Annotated in this window: 17 protein-coding genes, 1 tRNA gene and 1 pseudogene; 11 read left to right on the forward strand and 8 right to left on the reverse strand. The window is 72.1% G+C overall.

The features are described from left to right. Nucleotides 1-74: 74 nt before the first annotated feature. The 6 genes from tolB (at nucleotide 75) to BN3794_RS05345 (ending at nucleotide 4,454) form a co-directional block, all read left to right on the forward strand. Nucleotides 75-1,397, forward strand: coding sequence for a Tol-Pal system beta propeller repeat protein TolB (tolB, locus tag BN3794_RS05320; protein WP_066094419.1), 1,323 nt, complete (start codon nucleotides 75-77; stop codon nucleotides 1,395-1,397). Nucleotides 1,398-1,456: 59 nt separating this feature from the next. Next, nucleotides 1,457-1,975 (forward strand): peptidoglycan-associated lipoprotein Pal, encoded by a 519-nt coding sequence (pal, locus tag BN3794_RS05325; protein ID WP_066094421.1) that lies wholly within the window; start codon nucleotides 1,457-1,459, stop codon nucleotides 1,973-1,975. A 3-nt stretch (nucleotides 1,976-1,978) separates the two neighbouring features. Then, the gene (gene ybgF / locus BN3794_RS05330) at nucleotides 1,979-2,782 is read left to right on the forward strand and encodes a tol-pal system protein YbgF (RefSeq protein ID WP_066094424.1); all 804 of its coding nucleotides are present in this window, start codon (nucleotides 1,979-1,981) and stop codon (nucleotides 2,780-2,782) included. Between the two features lie 76 nt (nucleotides 2,783-2,858). Further along, a complete protein-coding gene (queE, locus tag BN3794_RS05335; protein ID WP_066094427.1) occupies nucleotides 2,859-3,542 on the forward strand; it encodes a 7-carboxy-7-deazaguanine synthase QueE in 684 nt (227 codons plus the stop codon). 34 nt (nucleotides 3,543-3,576) lie between these two features. Next, complete coding sequence (gene queC, locus BN3794_RS05340; RefSeq protein ID WP_268872073.1) at nucleotides 3,577-4,290, forward strand: 7-cyano-7-deazaguanine synthase QueC; 714 nt, start codon at nucleotides 3,577-3,579, stop codon at nucleotides 4,288-4,290. A gap of 88 nt (nucleotides 4,291-4,378) precedes the next feature. Next, nucleotides 4,379-4,454 (forward strand) — tRNA-Lys (locus BN3794_RS05345). A 179-nt stretch (nucleotides 4,455-4,633) separates the two neighbouring features. On the opposite strand, the gene BN3794_RS05350 is transcribed toward BN3794_RS05345, so the two are convergent. The 4 genes from BN3794_RS05350 to BN3794_RS05365 form a co-directional block, all read right to left on the reverse strand. Continuing rightward, nucleotides 4,634-5,113 carry a hypothetical protein gene (locus BN3794_RS05350; RefSeq protein ID WP_066097025.1) on the reverse strand — a complete coding sequence of 160 codons (480 nt, stop codon included), beginning with the start codon at nucleotides 5,111-5,113 and terminating at the stop codon, nucleotides 4,634-4,636. 121 nt (nucleotides 5,114-5,234) lie between these two features. Further along, nucleotides 5,235-7,037 (reverse strand): DNA helicase RecQ, encoded by a 1,803-nt coding sequence (recQ, locus tag BN3794_RS05355; protein ID WP_066094433.1) that lies wholly within the window; start codon nucleotides 7,035-7,037, stop codon nucleotides 5,235-5,237. Nucleotides 7,038-7,221: 184 nt separating this feature from the next. Beyond that, the gene (locus BN3794_RS05360) at nucleotides 7,222-7,974 is read right to left on the reverse strand and encodes a sulfite exporter TauE/SafE family protein (protein WP_066094435.1); all 753 of its coding nucleotides are present in this window, start codon (nucleotides 7,972-7,974) and stop codon (nucleotides 7,222-7,224) included. 169 nt (nucleotides 7,975-8,143) lie between these two features. Continuing rightward, nucleotides 8,144-8,689 carry a Dps family protein gene (locus BN3794_RS05365; RefSeq protein ID WP_066094437.1) on the reverse strand — a complete coding sequence of 182 codons (546 nt, stop codon included), beginning with the start codon at nucleotides 8,687-8,689 and terminating at the stop codon, nucleotides 8,144-8,146. A gap of 153 nt (nucleotides 8,690-8,842) precedes the next feature. On the opposite strand from BN3794_RS05365, the gene hrpA reads away from it, so the two are divergent. Beyond that, nucleotides 8,843-12,955, forward strand: a complete 4,113-nt coding sequence (gene hrpA, locus BN3794_RS05370) for an ATP-dependent RNA helicase HrpA (RefSeq protein WP_425476695.1) — start codon at nucleotides 8,843-8,845, stop codon at nucleotides 12,953-12,955. 6 nt (nucleotides 12,956-12,961) lie between these two features. Here the strand turns inward: hrpA and BN3794_RS05375 are convergent, their stop codons facing one another. Both BN3794_RS05375 and BN3794_RS05380 read right to left on the reverse strand, forming a co-directional pair. Then, complete coding sequence (locus BN3794_RS05375) at nucleotides 12,962-14,752, reverse strand: chloride channel protein (protein ID WP_066094442.1); 1,791 nt, start codon at nucleotides 14,750-14,752, stop codon at nucleotides 12,962-12,964. A 10-nt stretch (nucleotides 14,753-14,762) separates the two neighbouring features. After that, entirely contained in the window at nucleotides 14,763-15,311 is a 549-nt protein-coding gene (locus BN3794_RS05380) for a hypothetical protein (protein ID WP_066094445.1), read from the reverse strand. 80 nt (nucleotides 15,312-15,391) lie between these two features. Between BN3794_RS05380 and BN3794_RS05385 the strand changes: the two genes are divergently transcribed. Continuing rightward, the gene (locus BN3794_RS05385) at nucleotides 15,392-17,560 is read left to right on the forward strand and encodes a bifunctional (p)ppGpp synthetase/guanosine-3',5'-bis(diphosphate) 3'-pyrophosphohydrolase (protein WP_066094448.1); all 2,169 of its coding nucleotides are present in this window, start codon (nucleotides 15,392-15,394) and stop codon (nucleotides 17,558-17,560) included. 88 nt (nucleotides 17,561-17,648) lie between these two features. Further along, entirely contained in the window at nucleotides 17,649-19,139 is a 1,491-nt protein-coding gene (locus tag BN3794_RS05390) for a hypothetical protein (RefSeq protein WP_066097030.1), read from the forward strand. Nucleotides 19,140-19,469: 330 nt separating this feature from the next. Here the strand turns inward: BN3794_RS05390 and BN3794_RS05395 are convergent. Both BN3794_RS05395 and BN3794_RS05400 read right to left on the reverse strand, forming a co-directional pair. Then, nucleotides 19,470-19,691: pseudogene (locus BN3794_RS05395) on the reverse strand (glycosyltransferase); the annotation flags it as partial. 1 nt (nucleotide 19,692) lies between these two features. Further along, the gene (locus tag BN3794_RS05400; protein WP_066094454.1) at nucleotides 19,693-21,798 is read right to left on the reverse strand and encodes a glycosyltransferase; all 2,106 of its coding nucleotides are present in this window, start codon (nucleotides 21,796-21,798) and stop codon (nucleotides 19,693-19,695) included. A 94-nt stretch (nucleotides 21,799-21,892) separates the two neighbouring features. Between BN3794_RS05400 and mrcB the strand changes: the two genes are divergently transcribed. Continuing rightward, nucleotides 21,893-24,376 (forward strand): penicillin-binding protein 1B, encoded by a 2,484-nt coding sequence (gene mrcB, locus BN3794_RS05405; protein WP_066094457.1) that lies wholly within the window; start codon nucleotides 21,893-21,895, stop codon nucleotides 24,374-24,376. After that, a complete protein-coding gene (locus tag BN3794_RS05410; protein ID WP_236493190.1) occupies nucleotides 24,373-24,876 on the forward strand; it encodes a tetratricopeptide repeat protein in 504 nt (167 codons plus the stop codon). Before mrcB ends, BN3794_RS05410 begins: the two co-directional genes overlap by 4 nt. Nucleotides 24,877-24,946 lie beyond the last annotated feature (70 nt).

A 24,946-nucleotide genomic window follows, 5' to 3' on the forward strand; every position in this document is an offset into this window, starting at 1 on the left:
TCATGATTGCGAAAATGTTCACTCGGTGCCTGTTAAGGGTGCTCGGTACCGCTTTCCTACCGTTCGAGAGATCCATGAAGAAACTGCCGCACTGGCTTGTCCTCGTCCTTGCCGCGCTCCTGCTGCCGTTCGCCGCCCAGGCCCAGCAGAAGGGGCTGGAAATCGACATCGTGGGCGGCAATGCCTCGGCCACGCCCATCACCATCGTGCCCATGCCCTACCAGGGCTCGGCGGCCGCGCCGGAGACCGACGTGGCGGCGGTGGTGCGCGCCGACCTGGACCGTTCCGGCCAGTTCCGCACGCTGCCGGAAGCGCAGATCGTGGAGCGCCCGACGCGCGGCAGCGAGATCCAGTTCGCCACCTGGCGCGCGCTCAAGCAGGACTACATCGTGGTCGGGCGCGTGCTCGACGCCGGCGCCGGTGCCTACCGGGTCGAGTACGAGATGTTCGACGTGGCCTCGGGCAACCGCCTGCTCGGGCTGGCACTGACCGCCCGCGCCAGCGCGATGCGCGACGTCGCCCACCAGATGGCCGACGCGATCTACGAGAAGATCACCGGCGTGCGTGGCGCGTTCTGGACCCGCATCGCCTACGTGACCGCGGTCGGCACCGGCAACAACATCCGCTACGCGCTGATGGTGGCCGACTCGGACGGCTGGAACCCGCAGACCATCGTCCGCTCGGCCGAGCCGATCCTGTCGCCGGCGTGGAGCCCGGACGGCAGGAAGCTGGCCTACGTCAGCTTCGAGCGCGGCAATTCGGCCATCTACGTGCAGGACATCGCCACCGGCGGGCGCGAACTGGTGGCCAGTTTCCGCGGCATCAACAGTGCCCCGGCGTTCTCGCCGGACGGCCGCAGGCTGGCCATGTCGCTCTCGCGCAGCGGCAACCCCGAGCTGTACGTGATGGACCTGGGCAGCAAGCAGCTCACCCAGCTGACCAACAACTACGGCATCGACACCGAACCGGTGTGGAGCGCGGACGGCACCAGCATCTACTTCACCTCCGACCGTGGCGGCCGCCCGCAGATCTACAAGGTCTCCGCCTCCGGCGGCGGCGCCAGCCGGGTGACGTTCCAGGGCAACTACAACGCCAAGGCCACCGTGTCCTACGACGACAAGAAGCTCGCCGTGGCGCAGGGGGCCGGCAACACCTACAAGATCGCCATGATGGACAGCAGCCTCGGCTCCCCGCGCTGGAGCACGCTGTCCCCGGGCTCGCTCGACGAGTCCCCCAGTTTCGCGCCCAATGCCAGCATGATCATCTACGCAGCCCGGGAAGGAGGCCGCGGCGTCCTGTACGTCGTGTCCGCCGACGGCCGGGTGCGGCAGAGGCTCGTGCTGGCCGACGGCGACGTGAGAGAACCCGCGTGGTCGCCGTACCGGACCGCTCGGTAAATGTTAATATTTTGCTGCGTCAATCCACCCTTGGCCTAGGAGCCATCAAAGGTATCGCCATGAACAAGTCCACCCGTGTTCTGCTTGTTTCGATGATGTCTGTTGCCGTCCTCGCCGGCTGTTCGAAGAAGGTGAAGGAGACCCCGCCGCCGGCGGAGCCCGCCTACACCGGTCCGAGCCAGTCCACCGGTCCGTCCACCTCCGGCCTGTACGGTCCGGGCGACCTGGACACCGATGCCTGCCTGCGTCAGCGCGTCGTCTACTTCGACTTCGACAAGGACGACGTGAAGCCGGAGTTCCAGGCCATCATGGCTTGCCATGCCAAGTACCTGCGTGACCGCCCGTCCTCGCGCATCACCCTGCAGGGCAACACCGACGAGCGCGGCAGCCGTGCCTACAACCAGGCCCTGGGCGAGCGTCGTGCCAACGCGGTGTCCTCGGCGCTGCAGGCCAACGGCGGTTCGGCCAGCCAGCTGACCGAAGTCAGCTACGGCGAGGAGCGTCCGGTCTGCACCGAGTCCAACGAGGACTGCTGGGCCAAGAACCGTCGCGTCGAGATCGTGTACACGGCGCAGTAATCCATGCGTCTTCGTCTGCTATCGACGATGTTCGTTGCGGCGGCCCTGGTGGCCGCCGCACCGGCATGGGCGCAGCGCGCCAGCCTTGCCGACCGCGTGGCCGCGCTGGAGGCACAGGCCAACAATGGCCAGGCCAACATGGAGCTGCTCAACCAGATCCAGCAGTTGCGCGACCAGGTCCGCGCCCAGCAGGGCACCATCGAGGATCTGCAACACCAGAACGACCAGCTCAAGCAGCAGATGCAGGACCAGTACCTGGACCTGGACGGCCGCTTGAACCGGCTGGAAGGGGGGGCAGGTGCACCGGCGGTGGCTCCGCCCGCGCCAGCCAAGCCCGCGGCGGCCAAGGCCGCCGCCTCCGCGACCGGCGAGACGGCTCCCGCGGTCCACGGCGATGCCGGTTCCCTGGCAGCGGCCGCGGACGAGCGCGGTGCCTACAACGTCGCCTTCGACGCACTCAAGAACGGCAAGTACGACGAGTCGGCGCAGCTGTTCCAGCAATTCCTGGACCAGTATCCCAATGGCGTCTACGCGCCCAACGCGCTGTACTGGCTGGGCGAAAGCTATTACGCCACCCGCAATTTCCAGCTGGCGGAGGCGCAGTTCCGCGATCTGCTGGCACGCTACCCGACCCACGACAAGGCCTCCGGTGGCATGCTCAAGCTGGGCCTGTCCCTGTATGGGGAAGGCAAGAACCAGCCTGCCGAGCAGGTCCTGCAGCAGGTCATCACCCAATATCCGAACACCGACGCGGCGCGCGTGGCCCAGGATCGCCTGCAGGCGATCAAGATCGGCCAGCTGCACTGAGTCGTGCCGGGTCCGGCCCGATCGTCGGCGTCGCGCGAGCGGCGCCGTATTCGTTTTTCCTTCCCGCCGACATTGCATGAGCACCGCCGCCACGCCCAGCGAGATCGTCCAGTCGCCCTTGCCGCGGCTGAAGATCACCGAGGTCTTCCTGTCGCTGCAGGGAGAGGCGGAGAGTGCGGGCTGGCCGACCGTGTTCGTGCGCCTGACCGGCTGTCCGCTGCGTTGCCGCTACTGCGACACCGAGTACGCCTTCCACGGCGGCCAGTGGCGCGATATCGACGACCTGGTGGCCGAGGTCGTCGGCCATGGCGTGCGCCATGTATGCGTGACCGGCGGCGAGCCGCTGGCGCAGAAGCGCTGCCTGGTCCTGCTGCGCCGGCTGTGCGATGCCGGGCTGGACGTGTCGCTGGAAACCTCCGGCGCCCTGGACGTGTCGGCGGTGGATGCGCGGGTTTCGCGCGTGGTCGACGTCAAGACGCCCGGTTCGGGCGAGGCGCATCGCAATCGCTGGGAGAACCTGCCGCTGCTGACCGCGCGCGACCAGGTCAAGTTCGTGCTGTGCAGCCGCCAGGATTACGATTGGGCGTGCGAGGTGCTGGCCGAGCACCGCCTGGACCGCACCTGCACGGTGTGGTTCTCGCCGAGCAAGGACCAGGTGTCCCCGCGCGAGCTGGCCGACTGGATCGTGGCCGACCGCCTGCCGGTGCGTTTCCAGCTGCAGCTGCACAAGCTGCTCTGGAACGACGAGCCCGGGCGCTGAGCGAGGGCCGATCGCTCCATCGCGACGGCGGCCCGTGGCTTCACTCCTCTTTCCCTACAACGAATTACGGCTTCAACCAATGAAGAAAGCAGTCGTGCTGCTGTCCGGGGGCATGGATTCCGCCGTCGTCGTCGCCATGGCCCAGGAACAGGGTTTCCAGGTGCATGCCCTGAGCGTGCGCTATGGCCAGCGCCATACCTCCGAACTGGACGCCGCCCGCCGCGTGGCACAGGCGGCCGCGGTGGCCGAGCACAAGATCGTGGACGTGGACCTGCGCAGCATCGGCGGCTCGGCCCTGACGTCCGACGCAATCGAGGTGCCGGAGGCCGGCGGCGAGGGCATCCCCTCGACCTACGTGCCCGCCCGCAACACCATCATGCTGTCGCTGGCGCTGGGCTGGGCCGAGGTGCTGGGCGCCAACGACCTGTTCTGCGGGGTCAATGCGGTGGACTATTCCGGCTATCCCGATTGCCGGCCGGAATTCGTCGCCGCCTTCGAGCGGCTGGCCAACCTGGCCACCAAGGCCGGCGTGCAGGGTGCCGGCCTGCACGTGCATGCCCCGCTGCAGTACCTGAGCAAGGCCGACATCGCGCGCGAAGGCGTGCGCCTGGGCGTGGACTTCGGGCTCACCGTCTCGTGCTACCGCGCCGATGCGCAGGGCCGCGCCTGCGGCCATTGCGACGCCTGCCGGCTGCGTGCCGACGGCTTCGCCAGCGCCGGCATCGCCGACCCGACGCGCTACGCCTGATTTCGTCCACTTGCCGGGCTGGGGTAGAATGCCTGACCCGGCATCAGGCCGGCGGGCATGTCTGCCCCTTCCGCGCCGCCTCGGCACCGGGTCGTTAGCTCAGTCGGTAGAGCATCGGACTTTTAATCCGCTGGTCGTCGGTTCGATTCCGACACGACCCACCATCCAGATCCAGGCACCCGCGTAGTGGCGTGGGGTTCTCCGTGGAACCGGGTGCGCTCCGTCATCCGGACATGCGGGGAGGGAGATGGCCGGTCACCCGCCGCTACGAAGAAAGGCGCCTTCCGGCGCCTTTCTCGTGTTTGCGTGCCGCCGGGCTATCCGGCGATCGGGCCGCCATGTGTCACCAGCGCGGGCCGAACGGGCCGCCGAAGTAGCCGGGGCCGGATTCCTTGCCGACGCTGATGCTGACGCCGATCTGGTGGGCGTTGCCGTCGTCGTCGTAGTAGGTCTTGCAGGAATTCAGGTTCGCCGCCTGCCAGTTGCTGTTGCCGCCGCGCCGCGAGTAGCCCATGCCGGCGGAGACGGCGCCATGCAGCTGGCCTTGGCAGGCCTCGGCCTGGGCCTGTGCGTTCTGCACGGCCGGCGTCTGCTTGGAGGCAGGGACGCCGCTGGTGTCGCCGTACCAGGTGCCGGGCGGGTCGCCGGCGTGGCCGGACTCGTTGCGGTAGCGGATCGGCGAGTCCGGCACGCTCAGGTCCAGGCCGCTGCCGTCCGTGGCGGCACTGTCGCCCGTGGCCTGGGCGGCGGTGGAGACGGTGTCCTGGGCCCAGGCGGGCGCGGCGAGCAACAGGCCGATCAGGGCGAAGTGGACGCGATTCATGCTGATCTCCAAGGCATGCCGGCGATGCTCGCCGGATCGGGCCACGTTAGCAACGGACGCTTGAACCGGTGCTGTCGTCGGCGGCGGATTTTCGTTGCGGAACCGGCACATGCAGCTGCATTCAGCCATTTTCGCGGACCACCTCGAGCAGGCGCTGGCCGTAGCGTTCCAGCTTGGTGCCGCCGATGCCGCCCACCCGGGCCAGCGCCTCCGGCGCGGTGGGCCGCTGTTCGGCGATGTTGCGCAGGGTGCTGTCGTGGAAGATGACGAAGGCCGGCACGCCCTGTTCGCGCGCCAGGTCCGCGCGCAGGTTGCGCAGGGCGTTGAACAGGGCCAGGTCCTGCGGGGCGACCGACAGGCCGCTGCGTGGCCGGGTGCCGCGTTCGTGCGAGGCCGACGACGGCGCTTCGCGGCGCAGCATGATCTGGCGCCGGCCCTTGAGGACCTCGCGGCTGCCGTCGGTGAGGCGCAGGCTGCCGTGGCCCTCGGCGTCCACCGCCAGCAGGCCGCCGGCGACCAGCTGGCGGAACACGCCACGCCAGGTGGCGGTGGTCAGGTCGCGGCCGATGCCCCAGGTGCTGAGCCGGTCGTGGCCGAACTGGCGCACCTTCTCGCTCTCGCTGCCGCGCAGGATCTCGATCAGGTGGTTGACGCCGAAGCGCTGGCCGCTGCGGTAGACGCAGCTCAGCGCCTTCTGCGCCGGCACGGTGGCATCCCAGGCGGCGGCCGGGGTGAGGCAGTTGTCGCAGTTGCCGCAGGCATGGGGGTAGGTCTCGCCGAAACCGGCCAGCAGCACCTGGCGCCGGCACTGCATGGATTCGCAGTAGCCCAGCAGCTGGTCCAGCTTGCGCCGCTCCAGACGCTTGCGGTCCTCGCCGGCCTCGCCCTGCTCGATCATCTGCTTGAGCAGGACCACGTCGCCCAGGCCGTAGCACAGCCACGCCTCGGCCGGCTCGCCGTCGCGGCCGGCGCGGCCGGTCTCCTGGTAATAGCCTTCCAGCGACTTGGGCAGGTCCAGGTGGGCGACGAAACGCACGTCCGGTTTGTCGATGCCCATGCCGAAGGCGATGGTGGCGCACATGACGATGCCGTCCTCGTGCAGGAAGCGGCGCTGGTTGGCGGCACGCACCTGCGCCGGCAGGCCGGCGTGGTAGGGCAGGGCGTTGAAGCCCTGCGCGGCGAGGTAGTCGGCGGTCTCCTCGACCTTGCGCCGCGACATGGCGTAGACGATGCCGGCCTCGCCGCGGTGGCCGGCCAGGAAGTCCAGCAGCTGGCGGCGCGCGTTGTCCTTCTGCACCACGGTGTAGCGGATGTTGGGCCGGTCGAAGGAGCTGACGAAGTGCTCGGCGTGCTCCAGGTCCAGGCGTTCGGCGATCTCGCGCTGGGTCGGCGGATCGGCGGTGGCGGTCAGGGCGATGCGCGGCACCTGCGGCCAGCGTTCGTGCAGCACCGTGAGCTGGCGGTATTCGGGGCGGAAGTCGTGGCCCCACTGCGAGACGCAGTGGGCCTCGTCGATGGCGAACAGGGCGATGCGGCTGCGGTCCAGCAGCGACATGAAGCGCGGGGTCAGCAGCCGTTCGGGGGCGACATAGAGCAGCTCCAGCTCCCCGGCCAGCAGTTCGCGCTCGACCCGCATCGCGGTCTCGCCGTCGAGGGTGGAGTTGAGGTATTCGGCGCGCACGCCGAGCTGGCGCAAGGCCTCGACCTGGTCCTGCATCAGCGCGATCAGCGGCGAGACGACGATGCCGGTGCCCGCGCGCAGCAGCGAGGGCACCTGGTAGCACAGCGACTTGCCGCCGCCGGTGGGCATCAGCACCAGGGCATCGTTGCCGGCGGCGACATGCTCGACGATGGTCTGCTGCGGGCCACGGAAGTCGTCGTGGCCGAAGACGCGCTTCAGCAGTTCGTGGGCGGGGGAAGGCATCGGCCTAGGATACCGCGCGGGTCAAGCCGCCCGGCTTGCGCGCTGGGTCGCCGCCGGCCGGGGATGTTCCTGCGCTGCTGTAGGAAGTGGCCGCATGTGCGGTGTCGCGGGTGGGGATCGTCGGGAGCGACGGTCTTTTCGTCGCATCGCCGATTTTCCTCCCCGCCTGTCCAGGCACCGCCGCTCAGCGCCAGCCCGCCAGCCGGGGAAGGGACGAGGCCAGCAGGGCAACGCCGGAAGCGGTCAGCAGGCCCAGGACGATCTGCCTGAAGCGAGCGTCGCTGATGCCGATGTAAAGGCGCGTGCCGAGGAAGGTCGGCACCAGCATGGCCGGAGCGACGATGGCGAACATGGGCAGCATGTCGCGGGTGACGATGCCGGAGCCTGCATAGGTGGCCATGGTCACCAGCAGCATCGACAGGTTGAAGTTCTGGATGATCGAGCGCTGCACGTCGCGCTCGTAGCCGCGCAGGGTGCACCACAAGGTCGGCAGCGTTCCGGTGAAGCCGCCCAGCCCTCCCATGATGCCGCCGGCCAATCCGACCACGCCATCGGCCGGGGTTCCGCCTGCGGAGACCCTGGGCAACCGCCTGGACAGGAGCATGGCCGGGCACCAGAGCACCAGCAGGGCTCCGAGGATGAGCTTGAACCAGTTCATGTCCAGCCTGGGCAGCAGGGCCACCCCGAGGGGAATCCCGAGCAGGCCCCCGAGGACGAACGGCAGCAGCCGCTTGACGTCCCATCCCCGGCGCACGGAGAAGGCCGCGACGATCTGTCCGGTCAGTGCGCCGAACACGGACAGGGTGGCGGCGAGTTTGGGATCCAGCACCCAGGCCCAGAAGGACATGGCCACAAGGCCGAACGCGAACCCCGACAGCCCCTGCACGAAGCCGGCGACGACGGCGCCCAGTGCCACCACGAAGTAGATCGATCCCACTTTCCCTCCGGCAGATGCCCGCTGCCTGCCGAGTACAGGCTTTTGCCATTATGGAGACCGGATACCAGCCCCGGGGAATGGGGAAGCGTCGTCCCCCCGGCCGATGCGGGAGAGGGGACGACGTGTGCCTTGTCCCGGCAAAGCCGCAGGCGCGAAGCCCGAAGGGGCTCTACTGCAGCAGCGAGCGCAGCATCCAGGCGTACTTCTCGTGGGTCTGCAGGCGCTGGGTCATCAGGTCCTCGGTGGGGGCGTCGTCGGCCTCGTCGGCGGTGTCGAGCACCGCGCGCGCGGTGCGGCACACCGCTTCGTTGCCGGCGACCAGCTGGCGTACCATCTCGCGCCAGTCGGCGCTGTCGGTCAGGCCGGGTTCCTCGGGGATCGAGGTCAGCTTGATGAACTCCTGGTACGAGCCGGGCGCGTTGAAGCCGAGGGCGCGGATGCGCTCGGCGACGTCGTCCAGCGCGCCCCACTGCTCGGTGTACTGTTCCTCGAACATGGTGTGCAGCGAGTTGAACATCGAGCCGGTCACGTTCCAGTGGAAGTTGTGGGTTTTCAGGTACAGCGTGAACGCGTCGGCCAGGTAGCGCGACAAACCGTCGGCGATCTTCTTGCGATCGCCGGTCCTGATCCCGATATCGATGTTCGGCGCGGAAGGCGCGGCGGCCGCCAGCGCCTTGGCGGAGGTTTTCTTGCCGGGGTTCTTGAGCTTGGCCATGGCGTTGCCTCTGGAGCGGATGGGTGGAATCCACCATAGACGGCAGCGAACGATTTTGGAAATTCGATCTTTACGGCAAAACGATTGATGGGATCTATCGAAGCAAGCCTTCTGGCCCGATTGCGGGATGCCCGGACCTCCATCGACGGCGCGATGAGCCGCGATCGCGGCCGCCTGCTCGGCCTGTGGTCGCGCTGGCATGCGCGGCCGGGCGATGCCGGCCTGCGCGAACGCTTCGAGCAGGCCCTGGCCGCCTCGCATGCCCGGCGCGAGGCGCGCGCGCGCAGCGTGCCCGCGGTCACCCTGGACGAGGCGCTGCCGATCGCGCGCGAGGGCGAACGCATCGCCGCGCTGATCCGCGAGCACCAGGTGGTGGTGATCGCCGGCGAGACCGGCTCGGGCAAGACCACGCAGCTGCCCAAGCTGTGCCTGGCCGCCGGGCGCGGTACGGCGGGGATGATCGGCTGTACCCAGCCGCGGCGCATCGCCGCGCGCGCGGTGGCCGCGCGGGTGGCCGAGGAACTGCATTCGCCGCTGGGCGAAGCGGTGGGCTACCAGGTGCGTTTTACCGACAAGGTGGGCGAGGACAGCCGCATCAAGTTCATGACCGACGGCATCCTGCTGGCCGAGATCGCCTCGGACAAATGGCTGTCGGCCTACGACACGCTCATCATCGACGAGGCGCACGAGCGCAGCCTCAACATCGACTTCCTGCTCGGCTATCTCAAGCGGCTGCTGGAAAGGCGTCCTGACCTGAAACTGATCGTCACCTCGGCGACGATCGACACCGCGCGTTTCGCCCGCCACTTCGGCGATGCCCCGGTGGTCGGCGTGGAAGGGCGTACCTGGCCGGTGGAGGTGCGCTACCGGCCGCTGGAAGGCGACACCGACGCCGAGGGCGAGACGCGCGAGGGCGAGCGCACGGTCAACGACGCCATCGTCGCGGCGGTGGACGAGATCACCCGCGAGGACGGGCGTGGCGACGTGCTGGTGTTCCTGCCCGGCGAGCGCGAGATCCGCGATGCCCACCTGGCACTGGAGCGGCGCAAGTACCGCGCCACCGAGGTGCTGCCGCTGTACGCGCGGCTGTCGGCGAAGGAGCAGGACCGGGTGTTCAACCCCGGCCCGCAGCGGCGCATCGTGCTGGCCACCAACGTCGCCGAGACCTCGCTGACGGTGCCGCGCATCCGCTACGTGGTCGATCCCGGCTACGCCCGGGTCAAGCGCTACAGCCCGCGCCAGAAACTCGACCGGCTGCACATCGAGCCGATCAGCCAGGCCAGCGCCAACCAGCGCACCGGCCGCTGCGGGCGCATCGCCGAGGGCGTGTGCTACCGGCTGTACGCCGAGGCCGATTTCCAGGCGCGCCCGGCGTTCACCGACCCGGAGATCCGCCGCGCCTCGCTGGCCGGGGTGATCCTGCGCATGCTGCAGCTCGGGCTGGGGCGGATCGAGGACTTCCCGTTCCTGGAACCGCCGGACGAACGCGCGGTGGCCGATGGCTGGCAGCAGCTGGTGGAGCTGGGCGCGGTCGGCGAGCCGGACCGCCACGGCCTGCGCAAGCTCACCGAGACCGGCCGGCAGATGGCGCGCCTGCCGGTGGACGTGAAGCTGGCGCGGATGCTGGTGGCGGCGCAGCAGCACGGCTGCCTGCGGCCGATGCTGGTGATCGCCGCGTTCCTGGGCATCCAGGACCCGCGCGAGCGCCCGCCGGAAGCGCGCGAGGCCGCCGACAACGCCCATGCCAGGTTCGCCGACGCACGCTCGGAATTCGTCGGCATCCTGCGCTTGTGGGAAGGCTACCGCCAGGCGCACGAGGACCTGACCCAGTCGAAGCTGCGTGACTGGTGCCAGAAGAACTTCCTCGGCTTCCTGCGCATGCGCGAGTGGCGCGAGCTGCACCGCCAGCTGCGCGTGCTGTGCGAGGAACAGGGCTGGCAGGAGGAGGCGCCGGCGACATCGCTGGAGCCGTTGCTGGATGGCGCACCGTCGCCGCCGGCCGGCGGTGAGGCCAAGGCGCGGCTGACCCGTGGCCAGCTGCACCGCGCCGCGCGGCTGGCGCGCGAGGCGAAGGGAAAGCCGGGTGCGCCTGCGCCCGGCACTGGCGACGCGACCGTCGGTGGTCCGGTGGCCACTGGCGGTGGTCGAACCGCCGAGGTTGCCGTTCGCGAAGGCGGAGCCGATTCCGAGCAATCCCCGCGCATCGGCGAGCGCGTGCGCGCCGCCGCCTACCAGGCGCTGCATCGCGCGCTGATCGCCGGCCTGCCCACCCAGCTCGGCCATCGCACCGACAAGGGCGATTTCCAGGCCCCGCGCCAGCGCCGCTTCCTGCCGTTCCCCGGTTCGGCCCTGGCCAAGAAGCCGCCGCCGTGGGTGCTGGCCGCCACGCTGCTGGACACGCAGAAGGTCTGGGGCCTGACCCTGGCGGCGATCGAGCCGGACTGGGCCATCGCCGAGTTGCCGCACCTGCTGGCGCGCAAGCATTTCGACCCGCACTGGTCGCGCGCGCAGGGGCAGGTGGTCGCCTCCGAGCAGATCAGCCTGTTCGGGCTGGTGCTGGCGCCGAAGAAGCCGGTGCGCTACGGCACCATCGACTCGGCCGGCGCGCACGACCTGTTCGTGCGCCAGGCGCTGGTCACCGGCGAGATCGACACCCGCGCCGGTTTCCTCGCCGACAACCTCAAGGTGCTCGAGCGCGCGCGCGAGGAGGAGGCCAAGCTGCGCCGCGCCGGCATCGTCGCCGACGAGGACTGGCAGGCGCGCTGGTACCTGGACCGGGTGCCGGCGCAGATCCATTCCGCCGCCCAGCTTGATGCCTGGTGGAAGACCCTGCCCGAGGAGCAGCGGCGCACGCTGCGCTGGTCGCAGGCCGACCTGCTGCCGGGCGAGGGCAGCGAGGCCGACCGCTATCCCAAGTACCTGGCGCTGGGCGATGCGCGGTTGGCGCTGCACTACCGCTTCGAGCCGGGCGCGGCCGACGACGGCGTGACCCTGGAGGTGCCGCTGCACCTGCTCGGCGCGCTGGATGCGGCGCGGCTGTCGTGGCTGGCGCCGGGCTTCGTCGCCGAGAAGGCGTCCGAGCTGATCCGCAGCCTGCCCAAGGCGCAGCGGCGCAACTACGTGCCGGCACCGGACTTCGGCCGCGCGTTCTTCGAGGCGTTCCCGCAGCCGAGCGCCGACGACATCCGCGGCGAACTGGCGCGGTTCCTCTCGCGCGCCACCGGCGCGCCGGTGGCCGCCACCGACTTCGACGAGGCCGCGCTGGAGCCGCACCTGCGCATGAACCTGCGCCTGCGCGACGCGCAGGGCCAGGTGCTGGCCGAATCGCGCGACCTCGACGCGCTGCGTGCGCGCTTCGGCGAGCGTGCCGGGCAGGCGTTCGCGGTGCGCGCCGGGCGCGAGCTGGCGGCCGAGGGATTGCGCGACTTCCCCGCCGCGGCCATCCCCGAACAGGTGCCCGGCGAGGCCGGCGTGCCGGCGTATCCGGCGCTGGTGGATACCGCGTCCGAAAACGGGGGCGATGCCGCCGCGCTGCGCATCTTCGCCGACCGTACCGAGGCGGCCGAGGCGCATCCGCGCGGCGTGCGCCGCCTGCTGGAGATCGCGCTGGCCGACCGCATCAAGCAGGCGCGCAAGCAGCTGCCGGTGTCGCCCAAGACCGGGCTGCTGTACGCGGCGATCGAGTCGCAGGAGCGGTTGCGTGGCGACCTGGTCGATGCCGCGCTCAACGCGGTGCTGGCCGAGGGCCTGGGCGGCATCCGCGAGCGCGCCGCGTTCGAGCAGCGCCGCGAGGCCGCCGGCAAGGCCCTGTTCGGCGAGGCGATGGCGCGGCTGCAGCTGGCCGAGAAGATCATGGCCGGCGTGGCCGAGGTGAAGCCGGCGCTGGACGCCCCGCTGATGGGCTGGGCGCGCGGCAACCTCGACGACATGCAGGCGCAGCTGGCGGCGCTGGTGCATCCGGGCTTCCTGCGCGAGACCCCGGCCGAGGCGCTGTCGCAGTTCCCGCGCTACCTCAAGGCGATGGTGCTGCGCGCCGAACGCGCCAAGCGCGACCCGACCCGCGACCAGCAGCGCATGCTCGAGCTCAAGCCGTTCGCCGACGCGCTGGCCGACGCCGCCGTCGACGGCCGGCTGGCGCGCCCGGGCTGGCAGGCGCTGCGCTGGGAGCTGGAGGAGCTGCGCGTGTCGCTGTTCGCCCAGGAACTGGGCGCGCGCGGCGGGGTGTCGCCGAAGAAGCTGGCGCAGCGGCTGGCGGCGCTGGACTGAGGCGGTTCAGCGCGCCGCGCTGTCCTCGCCGTCCGCCTCGTCCACGCGCTCGCCCATCATCTCGCGCTGGCGCTTGTCCAGTTCCTCGGCGTAGCGCTTGCGCACGAACGCTTCCGAGAGCACGCCCAGCACCCGGTGGCCGGCATCGACCACCGCCATCTCGTCGCTCTGGGTCGCGTCGAAGCGGCGCAGCACCTCGAGCACGTCCATGTCCGCGGCCAGCACCTGGTCGCGGTTGCCGGCGAATTCGCCGACGACCGCGCCGGGCGCGACGTCGGGCGCGTACAGCCGCGCCACCGGCACGATGCCGGCATAGCGGCCCTGCGCGTCGAGCAGCACCACGCGCGTGGACGAGCCCAGCGGGAAGCGCTGGCGGAACTGCTCGGCCGTGGCGGCGGCGGGCAGGGTGCCGGCGTCGCGGCGCATCATCCGCCCGGCGCTCAGGCTGCGTACCCAGCCGACGTCGCGCGGGCTGGTGATGGTGCCGCCGCGCAGGTGCATGCGCCAGGTGGAGAACGAGTAGCCGAACAGCTGGCGCGTGGTGGTGCCCGAGACCAGCACCGCGGCCATCACCGCGCTGGACAGCACGAAGTCGTGGGTGCCTTCCAGCACCAGCATGGCCATGGTCATCGGCGCGCCGACGATGGAGGCGGCCAGCGCCGCCATGCCCGCCAGCGCGGCGGCGGTGACGTCGATCACCTGCGCGCCGGCGGCCAGGTTGATCAGCCCGGCGCACAGGGCGCCGACCAGCGTGCCCATGAACAGCGAGGCGAAGAACAGCCCGCCGCGGAAGCCGAAGCCCAGCGAGATGCCCGAGGCCAGGCACTTCAGCAGCAATAGCAGGGCGATCCACGCCAGCGGCAGGTGGGTGGTCAGGTCCACGTGCAGGGCGCCATGGCCGGCGGAGAGCACTTGCGGGGTGATCATCGCCAGCGGGATCAGCAGCACCCCGCCGGCGGCCGGCCTGGCCCAGGGCGGCAACCGCGTGCGCTGGGCCAGCTGCTCGATGCCGGTGATCAGGCGCATGATGCCGATGCCCACCAGCGCGCTGGCCAGCCCGACCACGGCGAACAGCACGTAGTCGCGCGCGCCCAGGTCGAAGGCGGTGGCGGCCGGCAGCAGGTAGGGCGGCGCACCGAGCGCCTGGGCGATGAAGGCCCCGGCCAGGGCGGCCATCGCCACCGGGGCCAGTGCCGCCGGCGCGTAGGCGCCGATCACGATCTCGAAGGCGTAGAACGCGCCCGCCAGCGGGGCGCCGAAGGCGGCGGCGATCGCGCCGGCGGCCCCGGCGCCGACCAGGGTGCGGGTGTCGGCACGGCGCAGGCGCAGCGCCTGCGCCAGCTGCGAGCCGCTGCCGGCGCCCATCTGGGTATAGGACGCCTCCAGACCGGCCGACGCGCCGAAACCGTTGGAGCACAGCGTCTGCACCATCACCACCAGGTTGTCGCGCATCGACATGCGCCCGCCGTGCAGGGCGTTGGCTTCCACCGCATCGACCAGGTGGCGGTTGCCCCGCCCGGCGTACCAGGTGACCAGCCCGACCAGCAGGCCGCCCAGCGGCACCACCAGCAGCGCCGGCAGGCCCAGGTGCGCGACCGAGCTCAGGCGCACGTCGCCCTGCAGGCCGAACAGGCGCGCCTGCAGGGCATGGGCCAGGCCGCTCTGCAGCACCGCCAGCAGGCCGGCCGCCAGGCCGACCGGCACGCCCAGCACGATCAGCCAGCCGTCGGCGCCACGTAGGCGGCGACGGACGGCGCCGAGCCATCCGCCCGCCAGGCCGGCCGGCACGTGGGGCACGGGCGCGCGCCTACTTGATGCGACGCACCTTGGCCTGGGTGTTGTACTTGTCCACGCGCATGTACCACACGCCCATCAGGCCCGGACGGATGCTCACCTTGGGATCGACCAGGTGCACGCCGTCCAGGCTCGCCGCCTCGGTCTGTTCCCATTCCTGGCCGTTGGCCAGCACGTAGTGCTTGCCCTTGCCGAAGCCGTCGAAGCGCCCGGACAGCGTGCTCTCGATCGGCTCGCTGGAGCCGAAGTCGAAGAAGCCGCGGTTCTTGGTGATGACCTCCTGGCGGCCCTGCTCCTTGGCCTGGGCCAGTGCCTGCGCGCTTTCGCGGCGGGCCTGCTCGGCCGCCTGCGCCGACGCGTCGGCCACCTTGCCCTGCAGCCAGGCGTTGAGCGCGGCCAGCTCGGCCGGGCTCAGCTTGTCCAGGCCGGCGGCGCGGAATTCCTGCGGCGTCATCTGTGCCTGCAGGTCGCCGGTCACGGCGCGCTGGGCGAGGGCGGGCGGGGCACAGGCCAGCACGAGGGCGGTGGCGAGCAGGAGGCGCGGGGTACGAAGCGCGGGCATGGGGACGGTTCCATGACGGGATTGGCGCTAGTGTATTCGCAACCCTTGGCGGACCGGACGGCCGCCACCATGATCCGACCGTGAGTGCTTCCGAACCTACCGACCTGAACGCGCTGCTGCAGCGCCCCGCGCTGGCGTCGCTGTCACCGGTCCTGCGCCAGGCGCTGGCGGCGCTGTGGCAGGACGCCGGCACCGACCACGCGCCGCGCCTGCCGTGGCCGGTGCTGGCCGAAACGCTCGACGCGCTGGCCTTGCTGTCGGCCGACGAGACCGTGCTGCTGGCGGCGCTGCTGTTCGACCTGCCGGGCCTGCGCGCGCGCCGCGATGCGCTGGCGCTGGGCGCGGCGGCGCGCGCCCGCGCGCTGGACGGGCTGCTCGAGGGCCAGGACGCGGCCGAGCAGGTCTGGGCGCTGCATGCCGGGCGCGAGGCGGGGCGCAACAGCGAGGGCCTGCGCCGGCTGCTGCTGGCCATCGTCCAGGACCTGCGCGTGGTGCCGATCCTGCTGGCCCGGCAGCTGGCGCGCATGCGCGCGGCCACGCGCGAGCCGGACGGCCCCTCGCGCCGCGCGCTGGCCCAGCTCACCCGCGACATCCACGCGCCGCTGGCCAACCGCCTCGGCATCTGGCAGCTCAAGTGGGAGCTGGAGGACCTGGCGTTCCGCTTCCTCGAGCCGGACACCTACAAGCACATCGCCCGCGAGCTGGACGAGAAGCGCCTGGCGCGCGAGCACTACATCGAATCGGTCAAGCACCAGCTCGCCCGCGCCCTGGCCGAGCACGGCCTGCATGCCGAGGTCAGCGGCCGGCCCAAGCACATCTACAGCATCTGGCGGAAGATGCAGAAGAAGCACCTGGCCTTCGACGAGCTCTACGACGTGCGTGCGGTGCGGGTCATGGTCGACGACGTGGCCGCCTGCTACGCCGCGCTGGGCGTGGTGCATGCGCTGTGGGCGCCGATCCCGAGCGAGTTCGACGACTACATCGCCCGGCCCAAGGCCAACGACTACCGTTCGCTGCACACCGCCGTGGTCGGCCCGGAGGGGCGCACGCTGGAAGTGCAGATCCGCACCTTCGAGATGCATGCCCAGGCCGAGCTCGGCGTCGCCGCGCACTGGCGCTACAAGGAAGGCGCGCGCGGCGCGGAGAAGGCCTTCGACCGCAAGATCACCTGGATGCGCCAGCTGCTCGAACAGGCCCACGACGGCGGTGCCGGCGAGCTGGCCGATGCGCTGGATGCCGAGCTGGTGGAGGACCGCGTCTACGCGCTCACCCCCAAGGGCGAGGTCATCGACCTGCCGCGCGGAGCCACGCCGCTGGACTTCGCCTACCACGTGCACACGATGGTCGGCCACCGCTGCCGCGGCGCCAAGGTGGACGGGCGCATCGTGCCGCTCACTTACCGCCTGCACAGCGGCGACCGGGTCGAGATCCTGACCGGCAAGGAGCCGGACCCGCGCCGCGACTGGCTGCTGCCGGCCAACGGCTTCCTGGCCAGTGCCCGCTCGCGCGACAAGGTGCGCGCCTGGTTCCACAGACTCGACCGCGCGCGCAACGTGCAGGCCGGACGCGAGCTGCTGGAGCGCGAACTCAAGCGCCTGGGCCTGGCCCAGGCCGACCTGGCGCCGATGGCCGAACGCTTCCACGCCGACAGCGTGGAGGACCTGTACATCCAGGTGGCGCTGGGCGACACCGGTCCCAACCAGGTCAGCCGCGCCCTGCTGGAGGCGGAGAAGGCCCGCAGCGAGCCGGCCGAGGCGCCGCCGCTGCCGCGGCCCACCGCGCGGCGCGACGCCGAGCTGGGCAAGTCCGGCTTCACCGTGGAGGGCGTGGGCAACCTGCTGGTGCAACTGGCGCGCTGCTGCCATCCGGTCGCCGGCGAACCGATCGCCGGCTACTTGACGCGCGGACGCGGGGTCAGCGTGCACCGGCCCGACTGCAGCGCCTTCCAGCGCCTGGCGGCATTGCATCCGGAGCGGGTGCTGCCGGTAGAGTGGGGCCGCCCCGGCAGCAGCTACGAGGCCGACGTGGCGGTGGTCGGCCTGGACCGGCGCTGGCTGCTCAAGGACATCACCACGCTGATCGCGCAGGAGGAGGCGCACGTGCTGGAGATGAACAGCCGTCCCCTGCACGACAGCGGGCGGGTCAGCGTGCACCTGCGGCTGAAGGTGAGCGACTACGGCCAGCTGTCCACGCTGCTGGGCAAGATCGACGCGCTGCCGGGCGTGGAACAGGCGCGCCGGCTCGGGTGAGCGCGGCGTGCGCCCGCCGCGGTGCCGGCAGGGCTAAGCTTCCGCGGTGAATCTCCCCGCTTCCCGACCGCCGCCTTCTTCCCCGCGCCTGGACGACGCCGGCGACGTCCCGTGGTGGCGCCGGCGCCGGGTATGGCGCTGGACGCTGGCGGCCGCCCTGGTGCTGGCGGTGCTGGTGGTGGCGTTCCGCCAGCCGCTGGCCGACCGGATCTGGCCCGATACCCGCATCCAGCAACTGCTCGAGGCCGGCAATGCCGCCCTGCGCGCCGGCCGGCTCAGCTCGCCCGGCGACGGCCAGGGCGCGCGCGAGCTGTTCGAGGCGGCCCAGGCGCTGGACGCCGACCGCCCCGAGCCCGGCCAGGGCCTGGCTCGCACCGGCCAGGCCGCGCTGGCGCAGGCGCAGGCGGCGCTGCAGCAGGGCGACTACCGCCGCGCCCGTACCGACCTGCAGCTGGCCACCGAGTTGCAGATGCCGCAGCCGCAGGTGCAGGCCGTCGCCGCGCGGGTGCGCGCGGCCGAGAGCGGCCACGCCCAGGTCGAGCAACTGCTGGCGCAGGCCGCCCGTGCCCGGGCCGAGGGACGGCTGGACGGCACGCCCGACAGCGCCCTGCCGCTGTACCAGCAGGTGCTGGCGATCGAACCGGATCGCACCGCGGCGCTGGAGGGGCGCGAGGACGCCCTGGCCGACCTGCTGCAGCGCGCCCGTGCCGACCTGCGTTCCGGCGAGCTCGGCGCGGCCGCCGCCGCCCTGGCGCGCGCCCGCGGCTACGATCCCGGCCACTACGACCTGCCCGAGACCGAGGCGGCCTTCAGCACCGAGCTGACCGCGCGCCTGCGCCAGGCCGAGCGCGACCTGCGCCTGGGCCGGCTGGATGCCGCCGCGGCGGCCTTCGGGCGCCTCCACGCCGCGGTGCCGGACGATCCGATGGCCGCCCAGGGCGTGCAGCGCACCGCCGGCGCCTATGCCGCCGAGGCGGCGCGGCAGGCGGCGGATTTCCACTTCGCCCGCGCCGCACGCCTGTTCGAGCGCGCCCAGGCCCTGGATGCGGACGCACCGGGGCTGGCCGATGCGCGCCAGGCCATCGAGCGCAGCCACGCGGCGCAGGCGTCGATGCAGAGCCGCCTGGCCCCGGCCGAGCGCGAGCGGCAACTGCAACGCGTGCTGGCCGAACTGGACCACGCCGGCGCCCAGGGCCACTGGCTCACCCCGCCCGGCGCCAGCGCCTACGACAAGCTGCGCGAGGCGCAGGCGCTGGCGCCGCACGACCCCCGGGTGCGGCGCGCCGCGGCGCGCATCGTGCCGCAGACCCGGCAATGCTTCGAGCAGGCGCTGCGCGAGAACCGCGTGCGTGCCGCCGGCGCATGCTTGGACACCTGGGGCTGGCTGGCGCCCTCGGCCCCGGGCGTGCGCGAGGCGCGCCGGCGCCTGGCCCAGCGCTGGATCGCCGTGGGCCAGGAACGGCTGGGCGCGGGCGACCTGAAGTTCGCCCGCCAGGCCGTGCAGCAGGCCCGCGCGCTGGATGCCGCGACCCCGGAACTGGCGGCCTTCGAGCGGCGCGTGGGCCGGGCCACGCCCTGAGACGGCGGCAACGGCGCCGGCCAGGCCGCGGCATCGATCGATCGCCGATCGGCCATGCCCGGAGATCCTGCTCGTCGGCATGGGCATGGGCATGGGCATGGGCTTCGGCTTCGGCTTCGGCGCTGCCGGGCTTGCGCGCGTCAGCCACATCGCGCCGCATCCGTGGCCGATCAGCCCGCACGGCATCGGCTTGATCGATCCAGGCGCGCGGCAAGCGGCCAGGGCGCTTCGACGTGGAGGATCGTTCCGGCCCGACTCGGCCCGACCGGGTCGGGTCGTCCCGGCCGCGTGCCGGGCGCATGCCCGGCGGCGCGTGGGGTTGCCGCGACTTCAGGCGTCGAAGAACACCCGGCGCACGGTCGCGCGCGCGGCTTCGGGCGAGAAATGGCGCAGCACGTTGGCGCGGCTGCCCGCGGCCAGGCGCTGCCACAGCGCCTCGTCGCCGTACAGGCGCAACACCGCGGTGGCGAACGCTTCGGCGGTGTCGGCGACCAGCACGTCCTCGCCGTCGCGCAGGTGCATGCCTTCGGCCGCGCAGGCCGTGGCCGCGACTTCAGGTGTCGAAGAACACCCGGCGCACGGTCGCGCGCGCGGCCTCCGGCGAGAAATAGCGCAGCACGTTGGCGCGGCCGCCCGCGGCCAGGCGCTGCCACAGCGCCTCGTCGCCGTACAGGCGCAACACCGCGGTGGCGAACGTTTCGGCGGTGTCGGCGACCAGCACGTCCTCGCCGTCGCGCAGGTGCATGCCTTCGGCCGCGCAGGTCGTGGCCACCACCGGCTGGCCGTGGGCCATGCTCAGGTTGATCTTGCCCTTGACCCCGGCCCCGAAGCGCAACGGCGCCACGCACACGCGCACCCGGTCCATCCACGGCGCCAGATCGGCGACCTGGCCATGCAGCACCACGCCCGGATCGGCCCGCAGGCGCTCGCCCAGCGCCTGCGGCGGGGTGCCCGCGCCGATGCAGTGCAGGCGGATGTCCGGCGCCGCGGCGCGGATGCGCGGCAGCACCTCGGCGGTGAACCAGTCCAGTGCATCGACATTGGGCGGATGGCCGAAACCGCCGACGAACACCAGGTCGCGGCGCTGTGCCCAGGGCAGGCCGCCCCCGGCAGGCTCGTGCAGGTTGGAGACCAGGGCGGTGGCCACGCCGAGCGCGTCCTGCGCCAGCTGCCGGCGCTCGGCGTCGCTGACCAGCAGGGTGCAGTCCACCTGCCGCATCAGCGCCAGCTCGCGCTGGCGTGTCTGCAGCGCGGCACGCAGGGCGGCCTCGTCGCCGGCCAGTTCGGCGCCGCGGCGCTCGCGCAGGTAGTGCAGGTCCACCGTGTCGAACACCCGCCTGGCCTGGGGAGCGTAGCGGCGCAGCAGCGGCAGGCACTCGGCGGTGACGTGGTGGCGCACGGTCATGGCCACGGCGAAGCGCGGCCCGTGCTCGCGCAGCCAGGGACCCAGGCCCTTCAGCCACGGCGCGTACCAGACCTCCACGCCGATCGCCTGCAGCGCGCGGGTATGGCGGCCGCCGTGCTCGCGCGCAGTGGGCACGAACACCACGTGGGCGCCCTCGGACTGCAGCAGCCGGATCAGGTTGAACAGGCGCAGCGAAGCCGAGTCGCGGTCCACCTGCGGCACCGCCTCGTCCAGCACCAGGACCTGGCGCTGGTGGCGATGGCGCAGGGCCGGGGAGGGCACGCTGCCCGGCGCCGGGAACGCGGCCAGCGCCGCCCGCCACTTGGCGGCGAACACCGCGCGGTTGCGCACCTGGTAGGCCTTCAGGCCGCTGCCGGTGTCGGTGCCGTGGCTGGTGCCCTCGTCGTGGACCACGCGCGCGGCTGGCTGCACCAGCACCGCGTGGCCGGCCGCGCGCACGGCGAAGGCCAGGTCGGTGTCCTCGTAGTAGGCCGGGCGGTAGCGGGTGTCGAAGCCGCCGAGCGCGGCGAACAGGGCGCGCGGGATCGCCAGGGCCGCGCCGGAGACGTAGTCGGCTGCCTGCAGGCAGGCGTAGCGCGGGTCGTCCGGCGACTCGAAGCGGCCGTAGCTCCAGGCGCTGCCGTCGGCGAACAGCACGCCGCCCGCCTCCTGCAGGCGCCCGTCCGGGTACAGCAGCTGGGCGCCGACGATGCCGGCCCCGGGGCACTGGCGGAAGGTCGCCAGCAGCGCGTCCAGCCAGCCCGGCTGCGGCACGGTGTCGTTGTTGAGCAGTACCAGGTAGTCGCCGCGGGCCAGGCGCGCGCCGTCGTTGCAGGTCTCGATGAAGCCGCCGTTGGCGGCGCGGCGGTGGTAGCGCAGGCCGGCGATGGCCGCCATCCATGCGGCGGTCTCGTCGCTGCTGCCGTCATCGACCACCAGGATCTCGCAGGCCGCCGCCGGCGGGTGCGCGGCCAGCGCGCGCAGGCAGGCCAGGGTATGGCGGCAGTGGTTGTAGACCGGGATGACGATGCTGGCCAGCGGCGCGTCGCTGGAAGGTACCGCGAACGGCGCGAACGGCTGTGGCGCGGGCAGCTCGAGCGGGGCCGACACCGGCGCCGGCGGCGGCCGCAGGCGTATCCGGATCCGCGCCCAGGTGGCACGCCAGCCGCGGGCGCGCAGGCTGGAGACTGTGCGGCGGGCCAGGCCGGACAGGCGCAGCAGCAGGGAACGCGCTTCGGCCAGGGACATCGGCATCCAGGTGCAACTCCAGCTTAAATCGGAGGGCGGCCGCGCCGCGGCGCCGTTGGCACTGCGCTAGACTCGCCCGACTCGACATTCTCGCATCCCCGTGCCCCGACGCTACGATTACGACCCCGAAGAGCTGGACGACGCCGACGACGGCGCGGACGAAGGTCCGGACTGGCGCGTCCGCCTGGCGACCTGGGGGCTGGCGGCGCTGGCGCTGCTGCTGGGTTTCCTGATCCCCTACACGCTCTACCTCAACCACCAGGTCACGGTGCGCTTCGGCGAACTGCGCTGGCAGGTGCCCACGCGCGTGTACGCGCGGCCGCTGGTGCTGGCGCCGGGCAAGGCGCTGGACGCGGCCACGCTGCGGACCGAGCTGGACGCGGCCTCCTACCGCGGCGACGGCCAGGGCAAGCTGGCCGGCACCTACGCCGCCGACGGCGGGCGCTTCGTCATCGCCAGCCGCGGCTACATCGACGTGGACGGCAGGATCGCGCCGCAGCGGATCGAGGTGCAGCTTTCCGGCGAGCGCGTGGCGTCGCTGCGCGATGCCGGCAGCCGCAAGGCGCTCAAGGCCGCGCGCCTGGACCCGGCGCGCATCGCCACGCTGTACGGGCAGAAGCAGGAGGAGCGCCGCCTGGTGCGGCTGGACGAGGTGCCCGACCTGCTGGTCACCGGCCTGCAGGCGGTGGAGGACCGCGATTTCGCCACCCACCACGGCATCGACCTGAGCGGCATCGTGCGCGCCGGCTGGGTGGCGCTGCGCAGCGGCGGCCATGTGCGCCAGGGCGCCAGCACGCTGACCCAGCAGCTGGCGCGCAGCGGCCTGCTCGGCATCGGCCGCGAGCAGACCCTGACCCGCAAGTTCAACGAGATCCTCTACGCGCTGATCCTGGAGGCGCGCTACGACAAGCGCACCATCCTGGAGGCCTACCTCAACCAGGTCTACCTGGGCCAGCGCGGCAGCCAGGCGATCCGCGGCGTCGCCTCCGGGTCGGAGTTCTGGTTCGGGCGCGACCTGGGCTCGCTGACCACCGAGCAGGTGGCGATGCTGATCGGCATGGTCAAGGGCCCGTCCTACTACGACCCGCGGCGCAACCCCGAGCGCGCCAGGGAGCGCCGCGACTTCGTGCTCGGCAAGCTGCACGACAACAAGCTCATCGACGACGCCGACTACAAGCGCGCGCTGGACGCACCGCTGGAAGTGCCGGCGGTGCCCGGCCTGGTCGCCGCCAACCGTTTCCCGGCCTACGTCGACCTGGTGCGCCGCCAACTCGCCCACGACTACCCGGAAGATGCCCTGCAGGGCGCCGGCCTGAGCGTGCTGACCGGCATGTCGCCGGCGGCGCAGGCCTATGCCGAAGGCGCGGTCACGCGCACGATCAAGTCGCTGGAAAACAGGAAGCGCCCGCCGCTGCAGGCGGGGCTGGTGCTCACCGACGTGCACAACGGCGACGTGCTGGCCGTGGTCGGCAGCCGCGACGTCGCCACCCCGGGCTTCAACCGCGCGGTCGAGGCGCAGCGGCCGCTGGGCTCGCTGCTCAAGCCCTTCGTCTACCTGCTGGCGCTGGCGCAACCGGACCGCTGGTCGCTGGCCAGCTGGGTCGAGGACAGCCCGGTGACGGTGCAGCTCGGGCGCGGCCGCACCTGGTCGCCGGACAACTCCGACCACCGCAGCCGCGGCCAGGTGCGCCTGGTTGATGCGCTGGCCCATTCGCTGAACCAGGCCACGGTGCGCGTAGGCATGCAGGTCGGGCCCGAGCGCGTCGCCGAGCTGATCCACGTGCTCGCCGGGATCAAGGCCGATCCCAACCCGGCGCTGATCCTGGGCGCGACCGACCAGAGCCCGTACGCGATGGCCCAGCTGTACCAGTTCCTCGCCTCCGGCGGCGAGATCCAGCCGCTGCATGCGGTGCGCGGCGTGCTCTCGACCGATGGCAAGCTGCTCAAGCGCTACGACAAGACCCCGGCCGCGGCCCAGGAGGGCGATTCCATCGCCGCCAACCTGATCGGCATCGCCCTGCAGCAGGTGGTCACCGGCGGTACCGGCCACCAGCTGCTGAGCAACGGCCTGGGCCGGTTGGCGCCGGCGGGCAAGACCGGCACCAGCAACGACAGCCGCGACAGCTGGTTCGCCGGCTACACCGGCGACCACCTCGCGGTGGTGTGGATGGGCAACGACCAGAACGAGCAGACCGGCCTGTACGGCGCCACCGGCGCGATGCAGGTGTGGTCGGGCATCTTCTCGCGCCTGCCCAGCGCGCCGTTGCGGGTGAGCGGCAAGGGGCTGGACTGGCAGTGGGTGGCGCCGACCGGCTACAACAGCACCGACGCCGGTTGCCCCGGGGCGCGCCAGTTCCCGTTCGTGGTCGGCTTCGTCCCGCCGTATGCGCCCTGCCAGCCGGCCGAACCGGCACCGGAGGACGGCCAGGCCCCGCAGGAGGCGCAACAGGAGGGCGGCGGCTGGCGCAGCTGGTTCGGCGCCGGGCGGCGCAAGGAGGACAATGGCGGCGGCGAACCGGCCGCGCCCGCCGCGGCCCCCGCGCAGACTCCCTCCCCCACGCCCCGATCCGCCCGTTTCCATTGACCGCCGCGCTGTGCGTCCTGCTGGCCGGCTGCGCCACGCCGGCACCGCCCCCGCCGCCGGCCCCTGCGGTGCCGGCGGTCAGCCCGGCCCAGCGCCTGGCGGCGGTGGACGCGATCGGCGGCGCCGACGACACCGAACTGACCGTGCAGCCGCTGCGCGACCCGGAAGTGGACGACCTGCGCGCCACCGCCGCGGCGCGGCGCAGGGCCGGCGACGTCCCCGGCGCCGCGCACGCGCTGGACCAGGCCCTGCAGCTGGCCCCGGACGATCCGGCGCTGCTGCAGGAACGCGCCGAGACCGCGTTGCTGGCCGGCGACTTCGGCAGCGCCGAACGCTTCGCCCGGCGCGCCATCGAGCTGGGCTCGAAGACCGGGCCACTGTGCCGCCGCCACTGGGCCACGATCGAGCAGGCCCGCCTGGCGCTGGGCCAGACCGTCAACGCCGCCTCGGCGCATGCCCAGATCGAAGGCTGCACGGTGCCGGGCATCAAGCGCTACTGAGCGCCGCCGATGGCGTACTGTGGCCGCTGGGCAAGGTGCAGGACCGGACGCTGCCTGCGGCGGCGGCCGG

The organism is Xanthomonas massiliensis (assembly GCF_900018785.1).
GTDB classification, from domain to species: domain Bacteria; phylum Pseudomonadota; class Gammaproteobacteria; order Xanthomonadales; family Xanthomonadaceae; genus Xanthomonas_B; species Xanthomonas_B massiliensis.

What these genes read in the sequence shown, in the direction of transcription:
- tolB (WP_066094419.1), top strand. Translation starts at nt 75, where the DNA reads ATGAAGAAACTGCCGCACTGGCTTGTCCTCGTCCTTGCCGCGCTCCTG.
- pal (WP_066094421.1), top strand. Translation starts at nt 1,457, where the DNA reads ATGAACAAGTCCACCCGTGTTCTGCTTGTTTCGATGATGTCTGTTGCC.
- ybgF (WP_066094424.1), top strand. Translation starts at nt 1,979, where the DNA reads ATGCGTCTTCGTCTGCTATCGACGATGTTCGTTGCGGCGGCCCTGGTG.
- queE (WP_066094427.1), top strand. Translation starts at nt 2,859, where the DNA reads ATGAGCACCGCCGCCACGCCCAGCGAGATCGTCCAGTCGCCCTTGCCG.
- BN3794_RS05350 (WP_066097025.1), bottom strand. Translation starts at nt 5,113, where the DNA reads ATGAATCGCGTCCACTTCGCCCTGATCGGCCTGTTGCTCGCCGCGCCC.
- recQ (WP_066094433.1), bottom strand. Translation starts at nt 7,037, where the DNA reads ATGCCTTCCCCCGCCCACGAACTGCTGAAGCGCGTCTTCGGCCACGAC.
- BN3794_RS05365 (WP_066094437.1), bottom strand. Translation starts at nt 8,689, where the DNA reads ATGGCCAAGCTCAAGAACCCCGGCAAGAAAACCTCCGCCAAGGCGCTG.
- hrpA (WP_425476695.1), top strand. Translation starts at nt 8,843, where the DNA reads ATGAGCCGCGATCGCGGCCGCCTGCTCGGCCTGTGGTCGCGCTGGCAT.
- BN3794_RS05380 (WP_066094445.1), bottom strand. Translation starts at nt 15,311, where the DNA reads ATGCCCGCGCTTCGTACCCCGCGCCTCCTGCTCGCCACCGCCCTCGTG.
- BN3794_RS05400 (WP_066094454.1), bottom strand. Translation starts at nt 21,798, where the DNA reads ATGCCGATGTCCCTGGCCGAAGCGCGTTCCCTGCTGCTGCGCCTGTCC.